The organism is Polyangium mundeleinium (assembly GCF_028369105.1).
Classification (GTDB): Bacteria; Myxococcota_A; Polyangia; order Polyangiales; family Polyangiaceae; genus Polyangium; species Polyangium mundeleinium.
This window is the reverse complement of record NZ_JAQNDO010000001.1, coordinates 12,577,127-12,601,458: the sequence shown is the minus strand read 5'-3', so window position 1 is coordinate 12,601,458 and position 24,332 is coordinate 12,577,127. Positions and strand designations below refer to the sequence as shown.

The 24,332-nt window shown below is 69.1% G+C and carries 4 protein-coding genes; all 4 read left to right on the top strand.

Annotated features, from left to right (window positions below; all coding sequences use genetic code 11):
* The first annotated feature begins 21 nt into the window (after positions 1 to 21).
* The 4 genes from POL67_RS49865 to POL67_RS49850 are packed head-to-tail and all read left to right on the top strand — an operon-like array spanning position 22 to position 24,318.
* Entirely contained in the window at positions 22 to 8,196 is an 8,175-nt protein-coding gene (locus POL67_RS49865; RefSeq protein ID WP_271929497.1) for a type I polyketide synthase, read from the top strand.
* On the top strand, positions 8,193 to 12,959 hold the full coding sequence (locus POL67_RS49860) for a type I polyketide synthase (RefSeq protein ID WP_271929495.1): 4,767 nt from the start codon (positions 8,193 to 8,195) through the stop codon (positions 12,957 to 12,959). The genes POL67_RS49865 and POL67_RS49860 overlap by 4 nt, the downstream gene beginning before the upstream one ends.
* Positions 12,956 to 19,576 (top strand): type I polyketide synthase, encoded by a 6,621-nt coding sequence (locus POL67_RS49855; RefSeq protein ID WP_271929493.1) that lies wholly within the window; start codon positions 12,956 to 12,958, stop codon positions 19,574 to 19,576. Before POL67_RS49860 ends, POL67_RS49855 begins: the two co-directional genes overlap by 4 nt.
* On the top strand, positions 19,573 to 24,318 hold the full coding sequence (locus tag POL67_RS49850; protein ID WP_271929490.1) for a type I polyketide synthase: 4,746 nt from the start codon (positions 19,573 to 19,575) through the stop codon (positions 24,316 to 24,318). The genes POL67_RS49855 and POL67_RS49850 overlap by 4 nt, the downstream gene beginning before the upstream one ends.
* Positions 24,319 to 24,332: the final 14 nt, after the last annotated feature.

Sequence of the window (24,332 nt, the reverse complement as noted above, 5' to 3'; positions counted from 1 at the left end):
ACGAGGTCGGGTTACGCGTCGATGACTCCACCCAACGCAGAGAACCTCTCGGCCTGGCTGGTCTCCCGCCTCGCCGAGCTTCGGGGGATCGATCCGCGGACCATCGACCCACGCGAGCGGTTCCATCGCTACGGGCTCGACTCCCTCGGCGCGACGAAGCTCATCGCGGATCTGGGCAAGCACCTCGGCCGTAGCCTCTCGCCAACCCTCGTATGGGAGCACGCGACCCCCGCGTCGCTGGCGAAGTTCTTGACGAGCTCCGCGGGTTCGTCCGTGGCGCCGACGCTGTCCGCGCGCCCGCCGCCGATGCCGTCGCCGCGATCCGGGTCGCCGGAGAACGAGCCCATCGCCATCGTGGGCATGGCGTGTCGGTTCCCCAAGGCGCCGGACCTCGACGCGTTCTGGCGCCTCTTGCACGACGGCATCGACGCGATCACCGAGGTGCCGCGGGATCGCTGGGACGCCGCAGAGCTCTACGATCCGGACACCGCCGTCACGGGCAAGCTCAACACGCGCTGGGGCGGCTTCCTCGACCACGTCGACACCTTCGACCCGCAGTTCTTCGGCATCTCGCCGCGTGAGGCGGTGCAGATGGATCCGCAGCAGAGGCTCGCGCTCGAGCTCGCGCTGGAGGCGCTCGAAGACGCCGGGATCCCGCCGCCCACGCTGAAGGGCAGCCGCACGGGCGTCTTCGTCGGCGCGCTTTTCCTCGACCACGCGCTCCTCCAGGATCGCGCGGGGCGCGAGTCGATCACGGCGCACACGAGCACGGGCGGCGCCTCGTGCATCATCGCGAACCGCATCTCGTACGCGTTTGGCCTCCAGGGGCCGAGCATGACCGTGGACACGGCGTGCTCGTCGTCGATCGTCGCCATCCACCTCGCCTCGCAGAGCTTGCGCAGCGGCGAGACGGGCATCGCGATCGCGGGCGGCGTGAGCTTGATGCTCGTGCCCGAGACGACGATGGGCTTCACGCGGCTCAACGCGATGAGCCCCGACGGCCGCTGCCGCGCCTTCGATGCGCGCAGCAACGGCTACGTGCGCAGCGAGGGCGCCGGGCTCGTGATCCTGAAGCGCCTCTCGGACGCGCTGCGCGACGGCGACCGCATCTACGCGGTCGTGCGCGGCAGCGCCGTGAACAACGACGGCGCGAGCAACGGCCTCACCGCGCCGAACCCGATCGCCCAGCAGTCGATGCTGCGGGACGCGTGCCGCGCGGCCGGCATTGCGCCGGCAGACATCCAGTACGTCGAGGCGCACGGCACCGGCACGCCGCTCGGCGATCCGATCGAGGCGGGCGCGCTCGGGGCGGTGATCGGCGTCGAGCACCCGCCCGATCAGCCGCTCCGCATTGGGTCCGTCAAGACGAACGTCGGGCACCTCGAAGCGGCCGCGGGGATGGCGGGGCTCATGAAGGTGGCGCTCGCGATGCAGCACGACGCGCTGCCCCCGAGCCTGCATTACCAGTCGCCGAACCCGAACATCGACTTCCCTCGGCTGAACTTGCGTGTCGTCACGAAGGTCGAGCCCTGGCCTGCGCCCGAGGGCACGCTGCGCCGCGCGGGCGTGAGCTCGTTCGGGTATGGCGGCACGAACGCGCACGTGATCCTGGAGAGCATGGCCCGCTCGACGGCGAGCGTCGCGCTGATCGAGGCGGGCGCGCCGGAGGCGATGGGCGCCTCGATCGGGCTCGCGCTCGAATCGATCCGAGGCGAGGAGGTGATCGCCGGGCGGGTCTTGCGAGGCCCTCCGGCCGGCCTCGGCCAGAGGCTCGCGGTCGTGGCGAGCACGAAGAGCGGCCTCGAAGCGCGGCTCGTCGAGGCGCGCGGCGGCGCCGAAGGACGCGGGATCTTCCGCGGCGCGGCCCGCGGATCACGCCGCGTCGTGTGGGTGTTCTCGGGGCAGGGATCGCAGTGGGCGGGGATGGGCCGATCGCTCGTGCTCTCGGAGCCGAGCTTCCGCGCGGCGCTCACGCGGTGTGATCGCGTCCTCGGCCCGCTGCTCGGCTGGTCGGTGCTCGACGAGATCATGGCCGGCTCGACGCGCGTCGCTGCCGATCGCCTCGACATCATGTGGCCCGTGCTCTTCGCGTTCCAGGTCGCGCTCGCGGAGCTCTTGCACGACCTCGGCCTCGAACCGGGCGCGGTGATCGGCCACAGCATCGGCGAGGTCGCGGCGGCCCACGTTGCGGGCGTGCTCTCGCTCGAGGACGCGGCGCGGGTCATCGCGCATCAGGCGACGCTGGTGCAGCGCTCGGCCGGTCAGGGGATGATGCTCCTCGCGGGCGTCGGCTGGGACGAGGCGCAGTCGATCGCCGCGTCTTCGGGAGGCCGCATTCACAGGGCCATCGCCGCGAGCCCGACCTCCACGGTTTTTTCCGGGGATGGCGGCGCGCTCGCCGGCATCGCGGCGTCGTTCGCTTCACGCGGCGTCTTCGCCCGCCCGGTCAGCACCGGCGCCGCCGTGCATGGGCCGCAGATGGCCTACCTGATGGACGAGCTGCCGCCTTTGCTCACCGGCCTGCACCCGATGAGCGCGCGGGTCCCTGTCGTCTCAAGCCTCACGGGCGAGCGCATCCGCGGCGAGGACCTCGACGTCGCGTACTGGTCGCGGCAGCTCGGCGAGCCGGTTCTGTTCGCGAACGGCATTCAGCGCCTCCTCGACGACGGGCTCGCGGTCTTCCTCGAAATTGCGCCGCACCCCATCGTCAAGCACTCAATCGACGAGTGCATTCGCCACGTGGACAAGCAAGCCACGGCTGCTGCGGTGGCGGCGCTCTGGCGCAACGAGGACGAGGGCCGCTCGATCCGCGAGGCTGTCGGTCAGCTCTTCGTGCACGGCGCGAGCGTGCTGGATCGTCGCGCGGAGACCGAGGCGACCGAGACGGGCCACGTGCATCTCGTGCCGGTCTCGGGCCAGACCGAGACGGCGATGCGCGACGCTGCGCGGCGCCTCTTCCAGCACATCGACAAGGCGAACGGGATCGTGCTGCGGGACGTCTGCTACACGATGAGCGTTCGCCGCGCGCACCACCGCACGCGCGGCGTCGTCGCGGCGCGTACGCGGGCGGAGGTCCTCGACGGGCTGCGCGCGGTCGCCGAGGGGCGTGATCATCCCCTCGCGCGCGCGGGCTCGGTGCCGATCGGCGGCCGGCGCGGCCTGGTCTTCGTGTTTCCTGGGCAGGGCTCGCAGTGGGTCGGCATGGGCCGCTCGCTCTTCGTGCAGAAGCCCGTCTTCCGCGAGGCGATCGAGGATTGCGACGCGGTGATCCGGCGCGAGGCGGGTTTCTCCGTCATTGAGGAGCTCCTCGCGGACGAGACGCGCTCGCAGCTCGGGCGCATTGATGTCGTGCAGCCCATGCTCTTCGCGATCGAGGTCGCGCTCGCCGCGCTCTGGCGCGCGTGGGGCGTCGAGCCCGACGCCGTGATTGGCCACAGCATGGGCGAGATCGCGGCGGCGCACGTCGCGGGCGTGCTTTCCCTCGAGGACGCGGCGAAGGTCATTTGCCGGCGGAGCAAGCTCCTTCGCCGTGTCGCGGGGCTCGGCGCGATGGCGCTCGTCGAGCTCGCGATGGACGAGGCCGAGCGCGCGCTCGTGGGGTACGAGGACCGGCTCAGCGTCGCGGTGAGCAATGGCCCGCGCTCCACCGTGATTTCGGGCGAGCCGGCGGCGCTCGAAGAGATCGTCGCGAAGCTCGAGGGGAGCGGCGTGTTTTGCCGCCGGGTGAAGGTCGACGTCGCCTCGCACAGCCCGCAGATGGACGTGCTGAAGCAGGACCTCTCGGCCGCGCTCGCCGAGCTCCGGCCGCGAATGGCGAGCGTCGCCATGCGCTCGACCGTCACGGGCGAGCTCGTCTCGGGCGTGGAGCTCGATGGGTCATACTGGGTGAAAAACCTCCGCGCGCCCGTCCTCTTCGGCAGGGCCGTCGCGAAATCCGCCGAGGAGGGACAAACTCTCTTCGTGGAGCTCAGCCCGCACCCGATCCTCTTGCATTCGATCGAGGAGACGCTGCGTATGCTCTCGAAAGAGGGGGCGGCCATTGCGTCGCTCCGGCGCAACGAGGACGAGCGCCATTGCCTCGTCGACGCGCTCGGCGCGCTCCACGTGAAGGGCCACGAGCTCGCGTGGGGCAGGCTCTTTCCGCGCGGCGGCCGGTGCATCTCGCTGCCCGCTTATCCTTGGCAGCGTGACCGGTACTGGCTCGCGGACGAGGTGAAATCGCGGATGCCGTCGTCGCGGCCGTGGCTCGTACATGCCGCTTCGCCCGATCCCGCGGCGCACCCGCTGCTTGGCGCGCCGGTGCACCTCTCGGTCGAGCCCACGCTGCATTTTTGGGAGCAATCGCTGAGCATCGCGGCGCTGCCCTACCTCGCGCATCACCGCGTGCAGAACGAGCCGATTTTCCCAGGCGCGGGCTACGTGGAGATGGCCCTCTCCGCCGTTGTCGAGGTGCACGGCAAGGTCTCCGTCGCGCTCGAAGAGGTCGCCTTCGAGCGCATGCTCCCGGTCGGCAAAGACCCGGATCGCCGCGTCCAGCTCGTCCTCGTGGACGAGGAGCCGGGACGCGCGTCGTTTCAGGTTTCGAGCCGCGAGGCGGGGGCAAAAACGTGGACGCGGCACGCGTCGGGCAAGGTGCGCACGGGCGTGGGCGCGCCGGGCGCGCGCATCTCGCGCGAGCGTCCTCGCGTGCTCCAGGCGCGTTGTCCGACGGTGGTCGACGCGGAGGCGTTCTATCGCCGCATGGAGGAAGGCGGGCTCTTTTATGGCCGGAGCTTCCGCGGCCTCGAGCAGATGTGGCTCGGCTCCGAGGAGGGGCTCGCCCGCGTGTTCTTGCCGGCCGACGTGGCGGTGAACGCGGATCAATATCAGGTTCACCCGGCGCTGCTCGACGCGTGTTTCCAGACCCTCGTGGGCGTCCACGTCGCCGCGGAGACGGAGCCGCTCGGCACGTACGTGCTGTCGGGCATCGATCGAATCCGCCTGCACCGCTCGCTCGGGCAGGAGGCGTGGGTCCACGCGCAACTCCACGCGAGCGACGACAAGGCGAACCCCGTGGGCGACGTCTACGTGATCGACGCGGATGGTCGGGTGCAGGCCGAGGTGCAGGGGCTGCGCATCAAGCGCCTGGAGAGCGGGAAATCGGCGTCCGCGAATGCGCTCGACGACGCCATTTACACGATCGAGTGGCGCAAGAAGGACCTCGACGGCGAATCCGTGCGGATCAAGCACACGGGCAACCCGGGCGCGTGGCTCTGCTTCGTGGACGAGGGCGGGACGGCCGCGTCGATGGCGTTTCTCCTGCTCGCGCGCGGCGAGACATGCGTGCGCGTGCGCTCCGGGTCGAGGTTTTCCCGCCTCGAAGCCGGGCTCTTCGAGATCGACCCGGCGAACCCGGAGCATTACCAGCGCGTCCTGCGTGAGGCGTTTGGCCGCGAGGTCCATTGCCGTGGGATCCTGCATCTCTTCGCGCTCGACGCGACCCCGTGGGAGCGGACCACGACCGACACGATCGAGCGCGACGTCGCGCACGGCTGTCTGAGCGCGCTTTACCTCGTCCAGGCCGTGCTTCGGCAGGGGTGGCGCGACATGCCGCGCCTCTGGCTGGTCACGCGCGGCGCCCAGGCCGTGCTTTCGAACGGCACGCCGCTCTCCGTCGCGCAATCGACGTTATGGGGGCTCGGCCGTACGATCGCGCTGGAGCACCCCGAGCTCGAATGCACACGCATCGACGTCGATCCGTGCCGCAGCGCGGATGAGGCCTCGCTCCTGATCCGCGAGATCTCGGTGCGGGATCGCGAGGATCAGATCGCGTATCGCAAGGAGGGCCGGTTCGTCGCGCGGCTCGTGCACAGCTCGTTCGACGCGGCCGAGGCGGCTGGCGGCAATGCGCCGCCCGAGCCCGCGAATGGCCGGGCCTTCCAGCTCGAGAGCCAGGAGCTCGGCGTCCTCGACCGGCTCGTCCTGCGCGAAATTGCGCGTCGTCCTCCGGGCCCTGGCGAGGTGGAAATCGAGGTCGAGGCGGCGGGCCTCAATTTCATCGACGTCATGAAGGCCATGGGCGTCTACCCCGGCATGTCGCCTGGGCCTTTGCAGCTCGGCCTCGAATGCGCCGGCCGCGTGGTCGCCGTCGGCAGCGGCGTCGAGCAGTTCAAGGTCGGGCAGGAGGTCGTCGCCTTTGCTGCGGGCTCGTTCAGCTCGCACGTCACGACGCTCGCGGAGTTCGTCGCGCCAAAACCCTCGAAGCTCAGCTTCGCCGAGGCCGCCTCCGTGCCCGTCGTCTTCATGACCGTGTATTACGCGCTGAACAAGCTCGCGCGCCTCGGCCATGACGAGCGGGTCTTGATCCACACCGCGACGGGCGGCACCGGGCTCGCGGCCATTCAGCTCGCGCGTTTCCTCGGCGCGCAGATTTTCGCGACGGCGGGCAGCGAGGACAAACGCGCGTACCTGCGCTCGCTCGGCGTCGAGCACGCCATGGATTCCCGATCGCTCGATTTCGCGGGGCAGGTCCTGGAGCAGACCAGCGGCCAGGGCGTCGACGTCGTCCTCAATACCCTCACCGGGGATGGACGCACGCGCAGCCTGGAGATCCTCGCGCCTTATGGCCGATTCGTCGAGCTCAGCAAGCGCGACATCTACGACAACGGCCAGCTCGCGATGACGCCGTTCCGCAAGAGCCTCTCCTATGCGGCCGTGGACCTCGCCGGCATGTCGGTCGAGCGACCGGCCTTGCTCGGCGCGCTACTCCAGGAGGTGATGCAGCTCTTCGACATGGGCGTCTTCCAGCCGCTCCCGGTGAAGGAGTTCCGCGTGGACGAGGCCCGCGACGCCTACCGCCTCATGGCCCAGGCCAAGCACGTCGGGAAGATCGTCGTTTTGATGAACGATCCCGCCGTCCCCATCCTGCCCGTGGAGGACCCGAAGCCGACCATTCTCGCGAATGCGACATATTTGATCACGGGCGGCCTCGGGGGCCTGGGTTTGTCCCTCGCCCGGTGGATGGTCGAGCGCGGCGCGCGGCATGTCGCGCTCGTCTCGCGCGGCGACCCCTCCGAGGCGGCGCGCGAGGCCATTGCGGCCATGGGAAAGGCCGGGGCCGAGGTGAACGTCGTCGCGGCGGACGTGACGCGCGAGGACCAGGTCGATGCCATGCTCGCGGACATCAAGAAGCACATGCCGCCGCTCCGCGGCATCGTCCACGCCGCGGGTCTCCTCGACGATCGGACGCTCCTCGAAATGGACGAGGAGCGCTTCACGCGGGTGATGGCGCCGAAGGTCCGCGGGGCGTTCCATTTGCACGCGCGCACGCTCGATCAGAAGCTCGATTTCTTCGTCCTGTATTCCTCCTCGGCCTCGCTCCTCGGCGCGCCAGGGCAGGGCAACTATGCGGCGGCCAACGCGTTCCTCGACGCGCTCTCCCACGCGCGGAGGCGCACGGGCCGCCCGGCCACGAGCATCCATTGGGGCCCATTCGCCGAGGTCGGCCTCGCGGCGGTCCAGGACAACCGCGGCAAACGCCTCTCGCACCGCGGGATCGAGAGCCTCTCGCCCGCGCAGGGGCTGCTCGCGTTCAGCAAGCTCCTCGAACATCCGCGCGCCGAGATTGGCGTCTTGCGCCTCTCCGTGCGCCAATGGGTCGAGTATTACCCGCAGGTCGGCGACATCCCCTTCTGGTCGGAGCTCCAGCGGGATCAAAAGGCGACGGATCGGCCGCCTTCGAGCCGGGTCTCGTTCCGCAGCCTGCTCGAACGCAGGCCGGCGCAGGAGCGCCTCCCCATGCTGGAGAAGCACATCCTGGAGCACGTGGGCCAGGTGCTCCGGCTCGACATCACGCGGATCGACCGGCTGGCCTCGTTCACGAGCCTCGGCATGGATTCTCTCTTGAGCTTGGAGCTTCGAAACCGACTCGAATCGAGCCTTGGCGTGCGCCTCTCGGCGACGCTCCTCTTCACTTATCCGAACCCCGCGTCGCTTGCCGATCACCTGCTCGATCGAATGAGCCTCGCGCCTGGCCGGCGCCCGGACACGTCGCCCCCGTCCATGGCGGTGCCGCGGGCGGAGCGCTCGTCGGCCCTGCCCGCGAGGCCGAGTGAACCGATAAGGGTGCAGTCGCCCAGGCACATTACGCAGTCGGAGGCCGAGATCCTGCTCGAGCTCGAGGAGGAGCTGGCCCGCTCGGAGGACTACCTGTCGTGAGCACGAGACGTCCCGATCCTGCCGCGAGCATGACCACGCAGCACGACGACGATGCCCCGCCTGCATCAGGGCTCTCGTCGATGCAGCGCGCGATCATGACGATCCAGAAGATGCGCGCGAAGATCGAGAACCTCGAGCGCGCGCGCGTCGAGCCCATTGCCATCATCGGCATGGGTTGTCGGTTTCCGGGCGGTGCGAATACACCGGAGGCGTTTTTCCGGCTGATCGAGAATGGCGTCGACACGATTCGCGAGGTCCCGCCCGAACGCTGGCGCCTGGAGCAGGAGGGCCCCGACACGGACGGCGAGGCGCGCGCGCTCCGATGGGGTTCGTTTCTCGACGACGTCGATCGGTTCGACGCGGCGTTTTTTGGCATCTCACCGCGCGAAGCGGAGAGCCTCGACCCGCAGCAGCGCCTCCTGCTCGAAGTCTCGTGGGAGGCCCTCGAACGCGCAGGGCAGATGCCCGAGCGGCTCGCCGGCAGCCGGACGGGCGTGTTCGTCGGCATCTGGGCGCTCGATTACCAGCAGCGTGTCCTCGCCTTGAGCCCCGACAAACTGGACGCATACAGCTTCACCGGCAACGTTCTCAGCACGGCGGCCGGCCGGCTCTCGTACGTCCTCGGCCTCCAGGGGCCGGCCATGTCCGTGGAGACGGCGTGCTCCTCGTCGCTCACCGCGATTCACCTCGCCTGCCAGAGCTTGCGGAGCGGCGAGAGCAACCTGGCGCTCGCGGGCGGCGTCAATTTGATGCTCTCGCCGGCGACGACGAAGCTCCTCAGCAAGACGCAGGCGCTCTCGCCGGACGGCCGTTGCAAGACGTTCGACGCCCGTGCGAATGGGTTTGTCCGGGGCGAGGGGTGCGGCGTCGTCGTGCTGAAGCGCCTCTCGGACGCCGAGCGCGACGGCGACCCGATCATCGCGGTGATCCGCGGCTCCGCCGTGAACCAGGACGGCCGATCGACGGGCCTCACGGCGCCGAACGTGCTCTCGCAGCAGGCCTTGCTCCGGCAGGCCCTGGAGAATGCGCGTGTCGCGCCCTCCGACGTCGGGTATGTCGAGGCACACGGGACGGGGACCTCGCTCGGCGATCCGATCGAGGTCGAGGCGCTGAAGGCCGTCCTCGGCGGGCCTCGTGAGCGGGGGTCGAGTTGCCTGCTCGGCGCGGTCAAGACGAACATCGGGCACCTCGAGGCCGCGGCGGGCGTCGCGGGGCTCATGAAGGTCGCCCTCTCGATGCAGAATGAGCGTATCCCGGGCAATCTGCATTTTCGTTCCCTGAACCCGCGAATCGACCTCCGCGGGACGACGCTTGAAATCGTGCAGAATGCAGTGCCGTGGAAGCCGGGCGTGCGCCCGCGCATCGGCGGCGTGAGCTCGTTCGGCATCAGCGGGACGAACGCGCACGTCGTGCTGGAGGAGGCGCCGCGGAACCTCGAAGAGCCGATTGCGGCCGGAAAGGAGCCGAGCGCGTATCTCTTGCCGCTCTCGGCGAAGACCCCCGAGGCGCTCCACGACCTCGCCCGTTCGTACCAGCGCCTCCTCGACGGCCCGGACGCGCCGCGCCTGCTCGACATGGCGTATACAGCCAGCGCGCGGCGCAGCCATTTCGAGCATCGTGTCTCCGTCGTGAGCGACACGAAAACGAACCTCTCCCGGGCGCTCGACGCGTTCCTGCGCGGCGAGGCGCCTGCCGGCGTGGTGCGAGGCAAAGCGACGCCCGCGCGGGCGAAGGTCGTCTTCGTGTTTTCGGGGCAGGGATCGCAGTGGCTCGGGATGGGGCGCAAACTCTACGACGAGGAATCGGCGTTTCGATCGGTGATCGACTCGTGTGATGCGCTGCTCACCGGCAGGCTTGGGTGGAGCCTGCTCGACGAGTTCGACGCGACTGAGTCGATGTCGCGCCTCGCGGAGACGCAGGTGGCGCAGCCGATGCTGTTCGCCATTCAGATCGCGCTCGTGGAGCTGCTCCGGTCGTGGGGGATCGCGCCGGACGCCGTGATCGGACACAGCGTCGGCGAGATTGCGGCTGCGCACGTCGCCGGCATTCTCTCGCTGGACGAGGCTGTTCGTCTGGTCGCGATTCGAGGGCGGATCATGAACAAGGCGACCGGGGCCGGCAAGATGGTGTCGGTCGCGGCGTCGCCGGAGGAGGCGCGGAAGTTCATCGAGGGATACGAGGACCGTGTCTCCATCGCCGCGGTGAACGACCCTGAGACCATCGTTTTGGCCGGTCAAACCCAGGCCCTCGACGAGATCACGGGGCGGCTCGAGCGGAGCGGGATCGCTTGCCGGCCGTTGCGGGTCAACTACGCGTTTCACAGCCCGCAAATGGACCCGCTCGCGGCGGAGCTCGTGGAGCGGCTGGTGCGCATCGACGCGCGGCGCGCCACCCTGGCGATGTACAGCACGGTGCTGTCGGAGTGCGTCGAGGGCAAAGAGCTCGACGCCCGTTACTGGGGGCGGAACGTGCGGGAGACCGTGAATCTCTCGGGCGCCGTGGGTGCGGCCATTCACGACGGATATCAGCTCTTCCTGGAGGTCGGCCCGCACCCGGTCTTGGCGACCAACGTGGAGCAATGTCTTTCGTCCCGGAAGGCCGACGGGCTCGTGGCTTATTGCATGCGGCGGAGCCAGGATGAACGGCGCACGTTGCTCGAGGCGATCGGCGGGCTGTACACGCGAGGTTGCTTTCCGGAGTGGACGCGGCTCGCGCCGAGCGGGGGACGGTGCGTGCCTCTGCCGACGTATCCGTGGCAGAAGAAGCCTTATTGGATCCCGGAGCCGGGCCGCCGCGCTCCGGCCCCTGCGCGAGCGGAGACCCGTCCGAGCTGCGCATACGAGGTGCAATGGCAGAACAAGGCGCGAGCCCGGGCGCTTGGCGGCGATTCGCGGCAGCGCGCTGCGGGCGCGTGGCTCGTGTTCTCGGACCAGCTCGGCGTCGGCGCTGCCCTCTATGAGGCGCTCCGCGCGCGTGGAGAGGCGTGCGTCCGCGTCGTCGCGGGGGACCGTTACGAGCGCGTGAGTCCCGAACTTCATCGGATCGATCCAGCCCTGCGTAGCCATTACACCGAGGTCCTGGCCACGGCGTGCCCCTCGGGGATGGAGTGGGCCGGGATCGTGCATCTGCATTGCGTGGACGATCCCGCATGGGGTGGGGAGCTCGATGCATCCGCCTTGTCGCGACGGACCGGGGCCGAGTGCCTCCTCCACCTCACGGAGGCGCTCGCCAAGCAGGCGTTCCGGACGAACCCTCGCGTATGGGTGGTGACGCGTGGCGCGCAGGCCGTCGGCGCGCAGCAGGCGGCCATTGCGCCCGTGCAGGCGGCTGCCTGGGGGTTGTCTCGTACACTGGTGTTGGAGTATCCCGAAGTCGAGGTCTTCAATGTGGATCTTGAGCCCGGCTCCGCCGTGGAGGACGTCGAGGAGCTGATCGAGGAGCTCGGCGCGGGAGAGGAGGAGGATCGGGTCGCGTTGCGGAAGGAGGGGCGATTCGTCGCGCGCCTCGTCGGGAGCGTATTCGAGAAGGCACCGAGCCGCGGGGAGCAGGTGCGCGCGGACGCGAGTTATCTCGTGACCGGCGGACTCGACGGGTTGGGTCTTTTGACCGCGCAATCGCTGGTCGGCTGGGGCGCGCGTCACCTCGTCCTCATCGGACGCCGCGAGCCCTCGGAGGGGACGAGAGCGGCCCTCCAGGCCATGCAGGACGCCGGGGTCGACGTCCTGGTGTCAGTCGCCGACCTCCGGCAGCGCGCGGGCCTGGAGAGGGTCGCGGCCCAGGTGAAGGAGCGGAAGGCCCCGCCGATTCGAGGGGTCTTTCATGCGGCGATGGTGGCCGAGGAGGCCACGCGCGCCGCGGATGCCGAGGGCGATCGGTTCGGTGTCGAGTTGTCGTCGGCGCTCGTCGAGGCCCGGCATGTCCTCGAACTCTCGCAGGGCGCGACGCTCGATATGCTGGCGCTTTACTCCTCGGTATCGTCGATCCTCGGGTACGTAGGCAGGGCCAGCTACTCCGCGACGAGCGCCATTCTCGATTCGCTCGCGTGCCTGCTACGGGCCCAGGACCTGCCGGCGATTGCGGTCGAGTGGGGAGCGATCGCCGGGATCGGGCTCGCCGCGGGGGCGAGAAAGAGCGCTGCTGCTGGGCTCGACGGGCTGCCGCCCGAGGAGGGGATGGCAGCGCTCGCGGCATTGCTCGGCGAACCTCGCGGGGTGGCTGCTCTCATGCGGCTCGACGTTCGGCAATGGCTTTCCATCTTCCCCCAGCTCGCGTCGAGCCCGTTCTGGGGTGCCTTGCGTCAAGCCCGGGCGGCGTCGAAGAGCGCTGGGACCGAGAGCGGGGAGCTTCGGCAGACGCTCGTGGGCGTGCCCGTCGCCAGGCGTCTCGGGATGCTCGAAGCGCACGTCGCGGAGCGCGTGGCGCGGGCGCTGCGCATGGAGCCCGCCCAGATCGGCCGCGCGGAGCCGTTCCGTTCGCTCGGCGTGGATTCGCTCATGAGCATCGAGGTGCGGAACGCGCTCGAGCGCGATATCGGCAAGAGATTGCCGGCGACGCTGCTCTTCACGTATGCCCACGTCGCGGCGCTCGCGGAGTATCTCCTTCGCGAGTTCGACTTCCCGACCGCGCCCGAGCGATCGATCGAGCCGGCGCCGCCGACGCCGCGCACGGGGGAGCTTCCCCCGAGCCTCGCCGCCGTCGAGGGCGACGAGCTGCTCGCGATGCTCGATGAAGAGCTGGCCCAGGCGCGGAAGGGATCTGGATGAGCGGCGGAGCACCTGATTATCTCGCGAAGCTCCGGGAAACCCTCGTCGTTCTGAAGACGGTGCGCGCCGAGCGCGACGCGCTGCTTCGCGAAAAGACCGAACCGATCGCCATCGTCGGCGTCGGCTGCCGGTTCCCGTCAGGCGGCCAGGGACCGGACGCGTTTTTCGAGGGATTGCGTGCAGGTGTCGACGCCGTCCAGGAGATCCCGTCGTCGCGCTGGCCGAAGGACGCGATTCCGGGGAATCGTCCCGACGTGCGCTGGGCCGCGCTCCTGTCCGACGTTCATGGGTTCGACGCGGGCTTCTTCAGGATCTCGCCGCGCGAGGCCATGAGCCTCGATCCGCAGCAGCGGATGTTGCTGGAGGTCACGTGGGAGGCGCTGGAGGACGGCGGCCAGGACGCCGATCGGCTCGTCGGTACGCGGACGGGCGTCTTCGTCGGGATCGCAATCATCGATTACGAGCACCAGCTTGTCTCGTGTGGCATCGACGCGGTGGACGCATATTCGGCGACGGGGAACGTCGGCAGCACCGCGGCGGGCCGGCTTTCCTACGTGTTCGGGTTCCAAGGCCCGGCCGTCACGGTCGACACGGCGTGCTCGTCCTCGCTCGTTTCGATTCACCTCGCGTGCCAGAGCCTGCGCAGCGGAGAGAGCGATCTCGCTGTCGCCGGCGGCGCGAGCGCGATCGTCTCGCCGTTCACCATGCAGATGATGGCCCAGACAAACGCTCTTTCGCCGGATGGTCGATGCAAGACGTTCGACGCGCGGGCCAACGGATACGTTCGCGGCGAGGGTTGTGGCATCCTGATACTCAAGCGACTCTCCGATGCCGAGCGCGATGGGGACCGAATTCGGGGGCTGATCCGCGGCTCCGCGGTGAACCAGGATGGCCGATCCACGGGTCTGACGACGCCGAACGTGCTTTCGCAAAAAGCGGTGTTGCGGCAGGCTTTGGCGAGCGCGCGCGTCAGGCCGGAGCAGATCGGATACATCGAGGCGCACGGGACGGGCACCCCGCTCGGGGATCCGATCGAAATGGACGCGCTGAAGGCGGTCCTGGGTGCGCCGCGCGAGGATGGGGCTCCGTGCGTCGTCGGCGCCGTCAAGACGAACATCGGGCACCTCGAAGGGGCCGCCGGCGTCTCGGGTGTGATCAAGTCCCTGCTCGCGCTGGAGCGCGAGGAGATCCCGCGGACCCTCCATTTTCGAGCGCTGAACCCGCGCATCGAGATCGAGGGGACGCCCTTCGTGATCCCCCGACAGAACATGCCCTGGCCGCGAGGAGCGACGCCTCGCTTCGCGGGCGTGAGCTCATTTGGTATTAGCGGAACAAACGCGCACGTAATTCTGGAGGAGGCGCCACCCGGAGGGACGAAGGCACAGGGGAAGCCGGTTTCGAGTTATCTGCTTCCGCTCTCGGCGCGGAGCACGGGGGCGCTCGGCGCGCTTGCGCGCTCTTATGCGGAATGGTTGTCGGCGAAGAAGGACGTGTCGCTGGGCGATGTCGTGTACACGGCGAGCGCGCGCCGGACGCACCTCGATCGACGGCTGATGGCCGTGGCCGGGACGCGGGAGGAGCTCGCGGAGCTCCTGGCGTCGTACGGACGAGGTGAGCAGCCTTCGGGGGTGGTCGAGGGAAAGGCCTCGGGTCGTCCGAGGGTCGTCTTCGTTTTTCCTGGGCAAGGATCGCAATGGCGCGGGATGGGGCGGCAGCTCCTGGCGGAGGAGGCGGTCTTCAGGGCTGCGATCACCACGACCAGCGAGGCGATCGCCCGCGAGGCCGGCTTTTCGGTGCTCGACGAGCTCGGCGCGGAGGAGGGGCGCTCGCGGCTCGCGGAGATCGACGTCGTGCAGCCCGTTTTGTTTGCTATCGAGGTCGCGCTCGCGGCCTTGTGGCGGTCGTGGGGCGTCGAGCCCGATTGTGTGGTCGGGCATAGCATGGGCGAGGTCGCCGCGGCGTACGTGGCGGGGATGCTCGGCCTTGAGGACGCGGTCAGGATCATCTGCCATCGGAGTCGGCTTCTGCGGCGCATCAGCGGCAAGGGAGCGATGGGGCTCGTCGAGCTGCCGATGGCGGAGGCGGAGCAGTTCATCGCGGGTCGCGAGGATCGCCTGAGCGTTGCCGTGAGCAATGGTCCGCGGTCGACGGTGCTGTCGGGGGATCCTGCGGCGGTCGAGGAGGTGCTCGCGGCGCTGGAGACGAAGGGCGTGTTTTGTCGTCGCGTCAAGGTGGACGTGGCGTCGCACAGCCCGCAGGTCGATGGGCTCCAGGGCGATTTGCTAGCCCTGCTGGACGACGTCCGTCCCTCGTCGGGCGCGCTTCCCATGCGCTCGACGGTGACCGGGCAATTGCTCCGAGGCGACGAACTCGGATCATTGTATTGGTGGGACAACCTTCGGCAGTCCGTACGGTTTTCGGAGGTGACGCAGGCGCTCATGAAGGAGGGGCACGGCCTGTTCGTGGAGATGAGCCCTCACCCGATCTTGTTGCCTGCCATCGAGGAGAACCTCGAAGCGGCGAAGATCGAGGGGGCCGCGATTGCGTCGATGCGGCGGCACGCGGACGAGCGTCGCTCGATGCTGGAGGCGCTCGGGAGCTTGTACGTGCACGGGGCTTTCGTCGCTTGGGACAAACTGTACCCCGAGCCGAGGCCCCTCGTCACGTTGCCCGCGTATCCGTGGCAGCGGGAGCGATATTGGCTCCAGGCCGGCACGCGCAAGCCTCGGGCGACCCAGGCGGAAGGCGGCCATCCGCTGCTCGGCGCCGGGTTTGTACCAGCGGCCGAGCCAAAGCTGCACGTGTGGGAGCGATGGGTGAGCGTGGAGGCATTCCCTTACCTCGCAGACCATCGCGTGCAGGGGGAGGTCGTATTTCCGGGCGCGGGATACGTGGAGCTCGGGCTCGCGGCGGCGGTCGAGGTCCACGGTGCGGGCGCGGCGCGCCTCGACGAGATGTCGTTCGATCGAATGCTCGCCTTGCCTGAGGGCGGAGAACGGCTCGTGCAGGTCTCGCTCCGGGAGGAGTCCGGCGGAGGCGCGTCGGTGGTGATCGCCAGCCGCGAGGCGAGCGCAAAAGAATGGGTGACGCACGCGCAGGGCAGGTTGCGCTTGGTCGCGACCCCCGCCGCGGCGCGTGCGGGCGACGCCCTCGGAGCGGTGGAGGCGCGTTGCCCCGAGGTCGTCGAGGCCCGCGCGCAGTATGCGCGAATGGAGGCGCGAGGCCTGTCGTACGGCGCGCATTTTCAGGGCATCCAGAGCCTTCGGCTCGGCGAGGGTGAGGCCCTGGCGCGCGTCCATTTGCCCGACGAGCTCCAAAGCGAGGCGTCGGCGCATCACGTGCATCCGGTCTTGATGGATGCCTGTTTTCAGGTGGGCGGCGCGTCGTTGCAATCGTTGATTGGGGAAGGCACGTACGTCCCCGTCGAGGTGAAAGGCTTGCGCGTCTTCGGTCGGCCTGGTCCGACCGCGTGGGTTCACGCGCGGGTCGTGAGGACGGAGGCACGCGTCGAGCCCGCCGTTTCGCTGAGGATTCTCGACGATGCGGGTCATGCATGGGTCGAGATCGACGAGCTTCGTGTGCAGAGGCTCGCGGAGGCCGAGCGGCCGGCCGCCGGTGATCCGTTCGGCGATTGCGTGTTCGAGGTCGCGTGGCAGCGCAAGGAGCTCGTGCCGCTGCCCGAGACCGCGGGCGACGCGGGAGCGTGGCTCGTGCTTGTGGACGAGCGAGGGCTCGGCGCCGCGCTCGCCGATCGAATCCGCGCCCATGGTGGGACGTGCATCGAGGTCATGGCAGGCGAGGGGCATGCGCGCCTCGGCGAGGGGCGATTCCGGGTGGACGTGATGAACCCGGCGCACTGGGACGCGGTCCTGCGCGAAGCATTCGGCAAGCTCGGCTGCCGCGGCGTGATTCATTGCGGGGCGCTCGACGGCGCGGGATTCCGAGAGACGACGGACCTGACGCTCGCCGCGGATTTGCGGCGAGGCATTGCGAGCGTGATGCGCCTGTCCCAAGCATTGCTGCGCCAGGGTTGGCGGGACGTACCGCGGTTGTACATCCTGACCCGCGGAGCGCAGGCGACGGGCATGGACGCGGGGCCGCTCGCGGTCGCGCAAACGACCCTGTGGGGCTTCGGACGAGCGGTCGCGACCGAGCAACCCGACCTCGGCTGCGTCCGGATCGACCTTGCGTCGGAGGCAAGCCCGGACGAACCGGATCGGCTGCTCGGCGAGATCCTCTCCGGGGACGACGAGGATCAGGTCGCTCTGCGGTCGGAAGGCAGGTACGTGGCGCGCCTCGTGCGAGGGCATCTCGGGGGTGCGGCGGAGCGGTTCGAGGCTGCGTCGGGACGTCCCTTCCGGCTGGAGAATCGCGCGCCCGGGGTGCTCGAAAAGCTCGCGTTGCGACCGATGGCCCGCAGGGCCCCGGGGCCCGGCGAGGTCGAGATCGAGGTCGAGGCGGCAGGATTGAATTTCCTCGACGTGCTCCTGGCGCTCGGCGTGATGCCGGACGACGTGGAAGGAGCCGATCAGAAGGGTCCTCGATTGGGGGGCGAATGCGCCGGTCGTATCGTCGCCCTGGGACCCGGGGTCGAGGATCTGACGATTGGGCAAGAGGTCCTCGCGCTGACGCCGATGGCAATGGCCTCGCACGTGACAGCGCCCCGCGCGCTGGTCGTTGCAAAGCCGGCCGAGCTCGAATGGCACGAGGCCGCCGCGACGCCGGTCGTGTTCCTGACCGCGTATTATGCGTTGGCGCACGTCGCGAAGCTGCAAAAGGGCGAGCGCGTCCTCGTTCATGCGGGCACCGGGGGTGTCGGCATGGCGGCGATCCAGTGGGCTCAGCACGTGGGCGCAGAGATTTTCGCCACGGCGGGGAGCGAAGAGAAGCGGCAACTTCTCCGCTCCATGGGCGTCGCGCACGTGATGGACTCGCGGTCCCTCTCGTTTGTCGGAGACGTCGAGCGGATCACGAACGGCGAGGGCGTCGATGTCGTCTTGAACTCGCTCTCCGGGGAGTTGCTCGAAGCGAGCTTCGGATTGCTGCGCGACCACGGCAGGTTCGTGGAAATAGGCAAGCGCGATTATTACGAGAATCGCCGGCTCGGGCTAAAGCCCTTCCTGAAGAATCTGTCGTTCTCGCTCGTGGATCTGCGCGGCATGATGCTGCACCGTCCGGCGTACGTGAGGTCGCTGCTCGAAGAGGTCATTGGCTGGCTGCGCGCGGGGGTGCTGCGGCCGCTTCCGTGCCAGGTGTTTCCGGTGTCGAGCGCGCTGGATGCATTCGTGCGGATGGCGCAGGGCAAGCACACGGGAAAGCTCGTCTTGTCCATGCGGGATCCGGCGGCGCGCGTGGCAATCGCGGGGCAGGGGGCGGGCGCCGAGGTGCGGCCGGACGGGACGTATCTCATGACGGGTGGGCTCGGCGGCCTCGGTTTGTCCCTGGCGCGGTGGCTCGTCGGGCAGGGGGCGCGGCACCTCGCGCTCATGGGTCGAAGCGCGCCCAGCGAGGTGGCCCAGGCTGCGATCCAGGCCATGGAGGCCGAGGGTGCGAGCGTGCGGGTTTTGTCAGGTGACGTCGCCAGGCGTGACGATGTCGATCGGGTGATTCAAGAGATCGACCGCGCGATGCCGGCGCTCCGCGGGGTCGTGCACGCGGCGGGCCTCCTCGACGACGGGACGCTGGAGAACATGAGCGAAGCGCAGCTCCTGCGACCGATGCAGCCCAAGGTGCTCGGGGGATGGAACTTGCACGCGGCGACGCGAGGACACGTCCTCGATTTCTTCGTGGCGTACTCCTCGGCTGCGGGGTTGCTCGGTTCGCCGGGACAATCGAATTATGCGGCCGCGAATACGTTCCTCGACGGTCTTTGTCAGTCTCGCGCGGCGGAGGGCCTGCCCGGGGTGAGCATTCAATGGGGGGCCTTTGCGGATGTGGGGCTCGCGGCGGCCTCGGATCTGCGGGGCACGCGGGTCGCGTCGCGCGGCGCCGAGACGTTCGTGTCCGAGGAGGGGAATGTTCTCTTCGACAGGGTCCTCCAGCGCCCGCAGGCGGTGGTGGGGCTCGTGCGTTTCGATGCGCGGCAATGGGTGGAGTTCTATCCCCACCTCGCAGGCGCGCCGTTCTTCGCTGCGCTGATCGACGAGAAGTCTCGCACGGTCGAGGCCGGCGCCGGCGCGGGCGGGATCCGAGAAACGCTGGAGCGGGCAGCGCCCTCGGAGCGGGCGAAGATGATCGAGGCCCACCTGACGGAGCAGCTTGGGCGTGTGTTGCGGCAGGACCCTGGGAGGATCGACACGTCCGCGCCATTTTCGAGCATCGGGATCGATTCCTTGATGAGCTTGGAGCTCCGGAACAGGCTGGAGGCAAGCCTCGGGATCAAGCTCTCGGCGGCGCTCCTTTTCACGTATGCCACGACGCGGGCGCTCGCGACCCATCTCTACGAGCGGATGTTTCCCGCGCAGGCGCAGGGCGACGAGCCGCGGGGCGAGGCCCCTGGGGCCCTCGTCGATGATATGAGCATCGTCGCATTCGATGCCGGTGACGTCAGCGCAGTCGCCGAGGACGAGGCCGGGCTCGTGGACAAACTCGAAGCCTTCGAGGAGTATCTCGGATGAGCAATGCCGGTGGCCCCGGAAACCCGGCCCGGCGCGAGCCGGCGGCGAGCGAGGCAACGCCGCTGCAACGCGCCATCGCCGCGCTGGAGAAAATGAAGGCACGCCTCGACGCCGTGGAACGCGCGTCGAACGAGCCGATCGCCATCATCGGGATGGGCTGCCGGTTCCCTGTCGGCGACGATGGGTACGAAGCATTCTGGCAGGCGCTCGACCGTGGCGTCGATGCCGTGCGCGAGATTCCGGAGGAGAGGTGGCCCGCGAACGCGATTCCCGGCCAGAGGCCGGAGGCACGTTGGGCCGCGCTCCTCGATGACGTGGCCGGGTTCGACGCGGCGTTCTTCGGCATTTCGCCCCGAGAGGCGGCGACGCTCGATCCGCAGCAACGAATGCTGCTCGAAGTGGCCTCCTGGGCGCTCGAGGACGCCGGACTGCCGCCGGATACGCTGATCGGGAGCCGAACGGGCACGTTCGTGGGCTCGTGCAGCTACGACTATCAGCATATCGTGGCGCAGGCGCGGGCCGGGCGTTATGACGTCTATTGCGCGACGGGGACCGCGCCAAACGCCGCGGCAGGGCGGATCGCCTTCGTGCTCGGGCTCCAAGGGCCCGCCATTGCGCTGGACACGGCCTGCTCCTCGTCGCTCGTCGCGGTGGCGACGGCGTGCCAAAGCCTGCGCGCGGGCGAGAGCGATCTCGCGCTCGCGGGCGGCGTGAACGCCATTCTGTCGCCGATCCAGATGTCGCTGCTGCTCGAGACGCAGGCCATGTCGCCGGACGGGCGGAGCAAGGCGCTCGACGCGCGCGCCAACGGCTTCGTTCGAGGCGAGGGGTGCGGCGTCGTGGTGCTGAAGCGGCTGTCGGACGCCCTGCGCGACGGCGATCGAGTTCACGCCCTCGTGCGCGGCTGGGCCGTCAATCAGGATGGTCGGTCCACAGGCTTGACGACGCCGAACGTGCTCTCTCAGCAGGCAATGCTCCGGCAAGCCCTGGAGCGTGCACGCCTCACGCCGTCTGATATCGGGTATGTCGAGTTGCACGGGACAGGGACGTCGCTCGGGGATCCCATCGAGGCGGAGGCGCTGCGAGAGGTGCTCGGGCAGCCGCGCGCGGATGGCTCGTCGTGTGTTCTCGGCGCGGTGAAGACGAACATCGGGCACCTCGAGGGCGCCGCCGGAATCGCGGGGCTCATCAAGGCGGTCCTCGCGATGAAGCGCGAGAGGATCCCGAAGAACCTGCATTTCCGTCGGCTGAACCCTCGTATCGTGCTGGAAGGTACGCCGTTCGTCGTTCCAGTGGAGGCCGTGCCGTGGCCGCGCGGGAGCAAGCCCCGCCGGGCGGGGGTGAGCTCGTTCGGGATCAGCGGCACGAATGCGCACGTCATTCTGGAGGAGGCGCCGGCCAGCGAGGAGCCGCGGTCGCCGACGAAGCAGCCGTCGACGTACTTGCTGCCGCTCTCGGCGAAGGGGGCCGATGCGCTCGTGATGCTCGCGCGTTCGTACGCCGCGTGGTTGGCCCAGGCGAGCGACGTCTCGCTGCGCGACGTCGTGCACACGGCGAGCCTGCGGCGGACGCACTACGATCACCGCCTCGTGGTGGTGGGTGAGACGCGAGAAGAGATGCAGCGACTCTTGTCGTCGTATGGCGCGGGGGATTCGAGCGAGGTGATTCATGGCCGTGCATCCGGCCAGGCGCGTCCCAAGGTCGTGTTCGTCTTCGCTGGGCAAGGTTCGCAATGGGCGGGGATGGGGAGCCAGCTCTACGCGGAAGAGCCGGTTTTTCGTGCCAAGCTCGACGAGATCGATCGCGCCCTGCGCCGCCACGTGAGCTTTTCCCTGATCGAAGAGCTCTCGGCCGCGGACGAGCGATCGCGCCTCGGAGAGACCGAGATCGCGCAGCCCGCGCTTTTCGCGTTGGAAGTGGCGCTAGCGGAGCTGTTGCGGTCGTGGGGGGTGATTCCGGACGCTGTGATTGGGCATAGCGTCGGGGAGATCGCGGCCGCGCACGTGGCGGGGGCGATTGAGCTCGACGAGGCCGCGCGGCTCGTCGCGCTGCGCAGTCGCGCCATGCAAAAGGCGTCGGGGCACGGACGAATGGTTTGGGCGTCGCTTCCGGCGGAGGAAGCGCGAAAGGCGTTGGCCGGCCGGGAGCACGAGGTCGCCATTGCCGCCGTCAACGACCCAGGCTCCGTGGTCCTGTCGGGAGAGGCGAACGCCCTGGAGGCGGTGCTGCGGGAGATCGGCGCGCGGGGCGTGGTGACGCGCCCGCTCCGCGTGAATTACGCTTTCCACAGTCCGCAGATGGAGCCTTTTGCGCGGGAACTCGTGTCCGAGCTTGGCTCGATTGGTCGGAGAGCGGCCGTTCTGACGATGTACAGCACCGTGACCGGCGCGAGGGTGGACGGGGACGCTCTCGACGCGGGGTACTGGGGCCGAAACGTGCGCGAAGCCGTGGATTTCGCGGGCGCGGTGGGCACGGCGCTCGCCGATGGGCACGGCGCGTTCGTGGAGGTGGGGCCGCACCCGGTGCTCTCGTCGAACCTGGAGCAATGCTTCGAGGCGCAACGCGCGAATGCCCGAGCGATCGCGACGCTCCGGCGAAGCGGAGAGGAGCGGCGCGCGCTTTTAGGGGCGCTGGGCGCGCTTCACGTGGCCGGCGTGGAGATTGGCTGGAAAAACCTTTGCCCTGAGGCATATCGTGTTGTGGCTTTGCCCGCGTATCCCTGGCAGCGGTCGCGCTACTGGGTCGAGAACGTACGGCATGGTCGACCGACCGCGGGAGACGAAGAGGGCACGCCGCTCGACGAGGTCGTTTACGAGGTGCAATGGCGGCGCCTGGAGCCAGCGTCGGCCGCAGAGCACCGACGGCGGCGCGGGCGATGGCTGATCTTCGTCGATCGGCAGGGGCTCGGCAGCGCGCTGGCGAGGCTCCTTCGGGAGTGTGGGGACGATTGTGTGACGGTCGAGGCGGCCGCGTCGTACGCGCGTGCGAGCGACGGGAGCTTCCGGATCGATCCGGCCAGCCGCGACGACCATGAGCGGCTGGCCGCCGAGCTCCTGCGGACGGGAGAGCCATGGACCGGCGTGATTCACCTCCTCAGCCTAGATTCCGCGCCGCTCGGGGCGACGACCTCGGCCACGCTGGAGCACGACCTCGGGCACGGGATGCTCTCGGCGCTTTACCTGGCGCAAGCGCTCCTTCTGGCGAAGCGCAGCGGCGCGCCGACGCGCGCGGTATGGGTCACGCGGGGCGCGCACGTGGTCGATGCGTCGGAAACAGAGGGGTCCCCCGTGCAGGCGCCGCTATGGGGGTTCGCGCGTACGCTCGCGCTGGAGCACGCCGAGCTGGAGAACGTGTGCATTGATCTCGATCCGGCGGGCGGCGTGGACGAGGTGCGCGCGCTCTTGCACGAGATGCACGGAGGGGAAGGGGAGGATCGGATCGCGCTGCGTGGACAGGGACGTTATGGCGCGCGGCTCTGCAAGGGCACGCTGACGGCGCCTTCGAAGGCCACGAACCCCTTGCCGGCCGACGCGAGCTTCTTAATTACGGGCGGGCTCGGAGGGCTCGGTCTCGCGGCTGCGCGGCGGCTCGTGGAGCGAGGTGCCCGGCATATCGCGCTCGTCGGACGGCGAGCACCCACGAGCGAAGCCATGGAGGCGATTGCTGCCATGGGGGCAATGGGGGCTCGGCTGCAGGTGGTCTCGGCGGACGTGTCCCGGCCCAAGCAGGTGGACACAATGCTGGCGGAGGTCGGTGGTTCCATGCCCCCGCTGCGCGGCATCTTGCACGTAGCCGGCGTCACGGGTGAACTCACGCCGACCGTTCACGTCGGGCGAGACGCATTCCTGGAGGTCATGGCCCCCAAGGTCGTGGGCACCTGGAACCTGTACACGAAGACCCGATCGCTGAACCTCGATTTCTTCTTCATGTATTCGTCCGTGTCCGTCGTGCTCGGGCTCGCCGGGGCCGCCGCCTACACGGCGGCGAACGCCTTCCTCGACGCGATGGCGCAGCGAATGTCGGCCCTGAAGCTGCCGGGGACGAGCGTGCAATGGGGGCCGATCGCGGGCGTGGGCATGGCGGCGCGCCACGACACGAGCGGCAAAGGCAACCCATTCCTGCGCGCTCTTTCTCCACGTGTCGCCGCTCAGGCGCTTGAAGGGCTGCTCGCGATGCCCCGCCCGGGGGTCGTCGTGGCCGACCTCTCGATCGACAACTTCGTGCAATACTTTCCCGAGCAGGGAAAATCGGCTTTCTGGGCAGAGCTATCTGGTGGAGGCGGAGGAAAAGGAGCCGGCGAGCCTGCGGGTTTGGCGGAGGGCATCCGAGGGATGCTCGAATCGGCACCCTCCGCGGAGCGGGCGCGGCTGTTGGAGGAGCGTGTCCTTGAGCAGCTCGGGAAGGTGTTGCACATGGACGGGGCGCGAATCGACCGTCAGGCGACGTTCTCCAGCCTCGGAATGGACTCCTTGACGGGCGTGGAGCTGCGAAAATCGCTGGAGCCCATCTTTGGATTGAAGTTGCCCGCGACGTTGATCTTTTCCCATCCGACCCCCGCGGCGCTCGCGGAGCATCTCCTCGAGCGGCTCGGGATAACCGAAGGCAAGGCCGCCACGCAGGCGCCGACCCCGCCGGCGACGCCCGAGCCCACACCCGCCCCGGAATCGCCGGAACTGCCGGAGGACGACATCGAGGCTCGTCTCGCGGCCAAGCTCGCGGCCCTCGACAAACTGCTGGATTGACCGGAAAGGCCCGT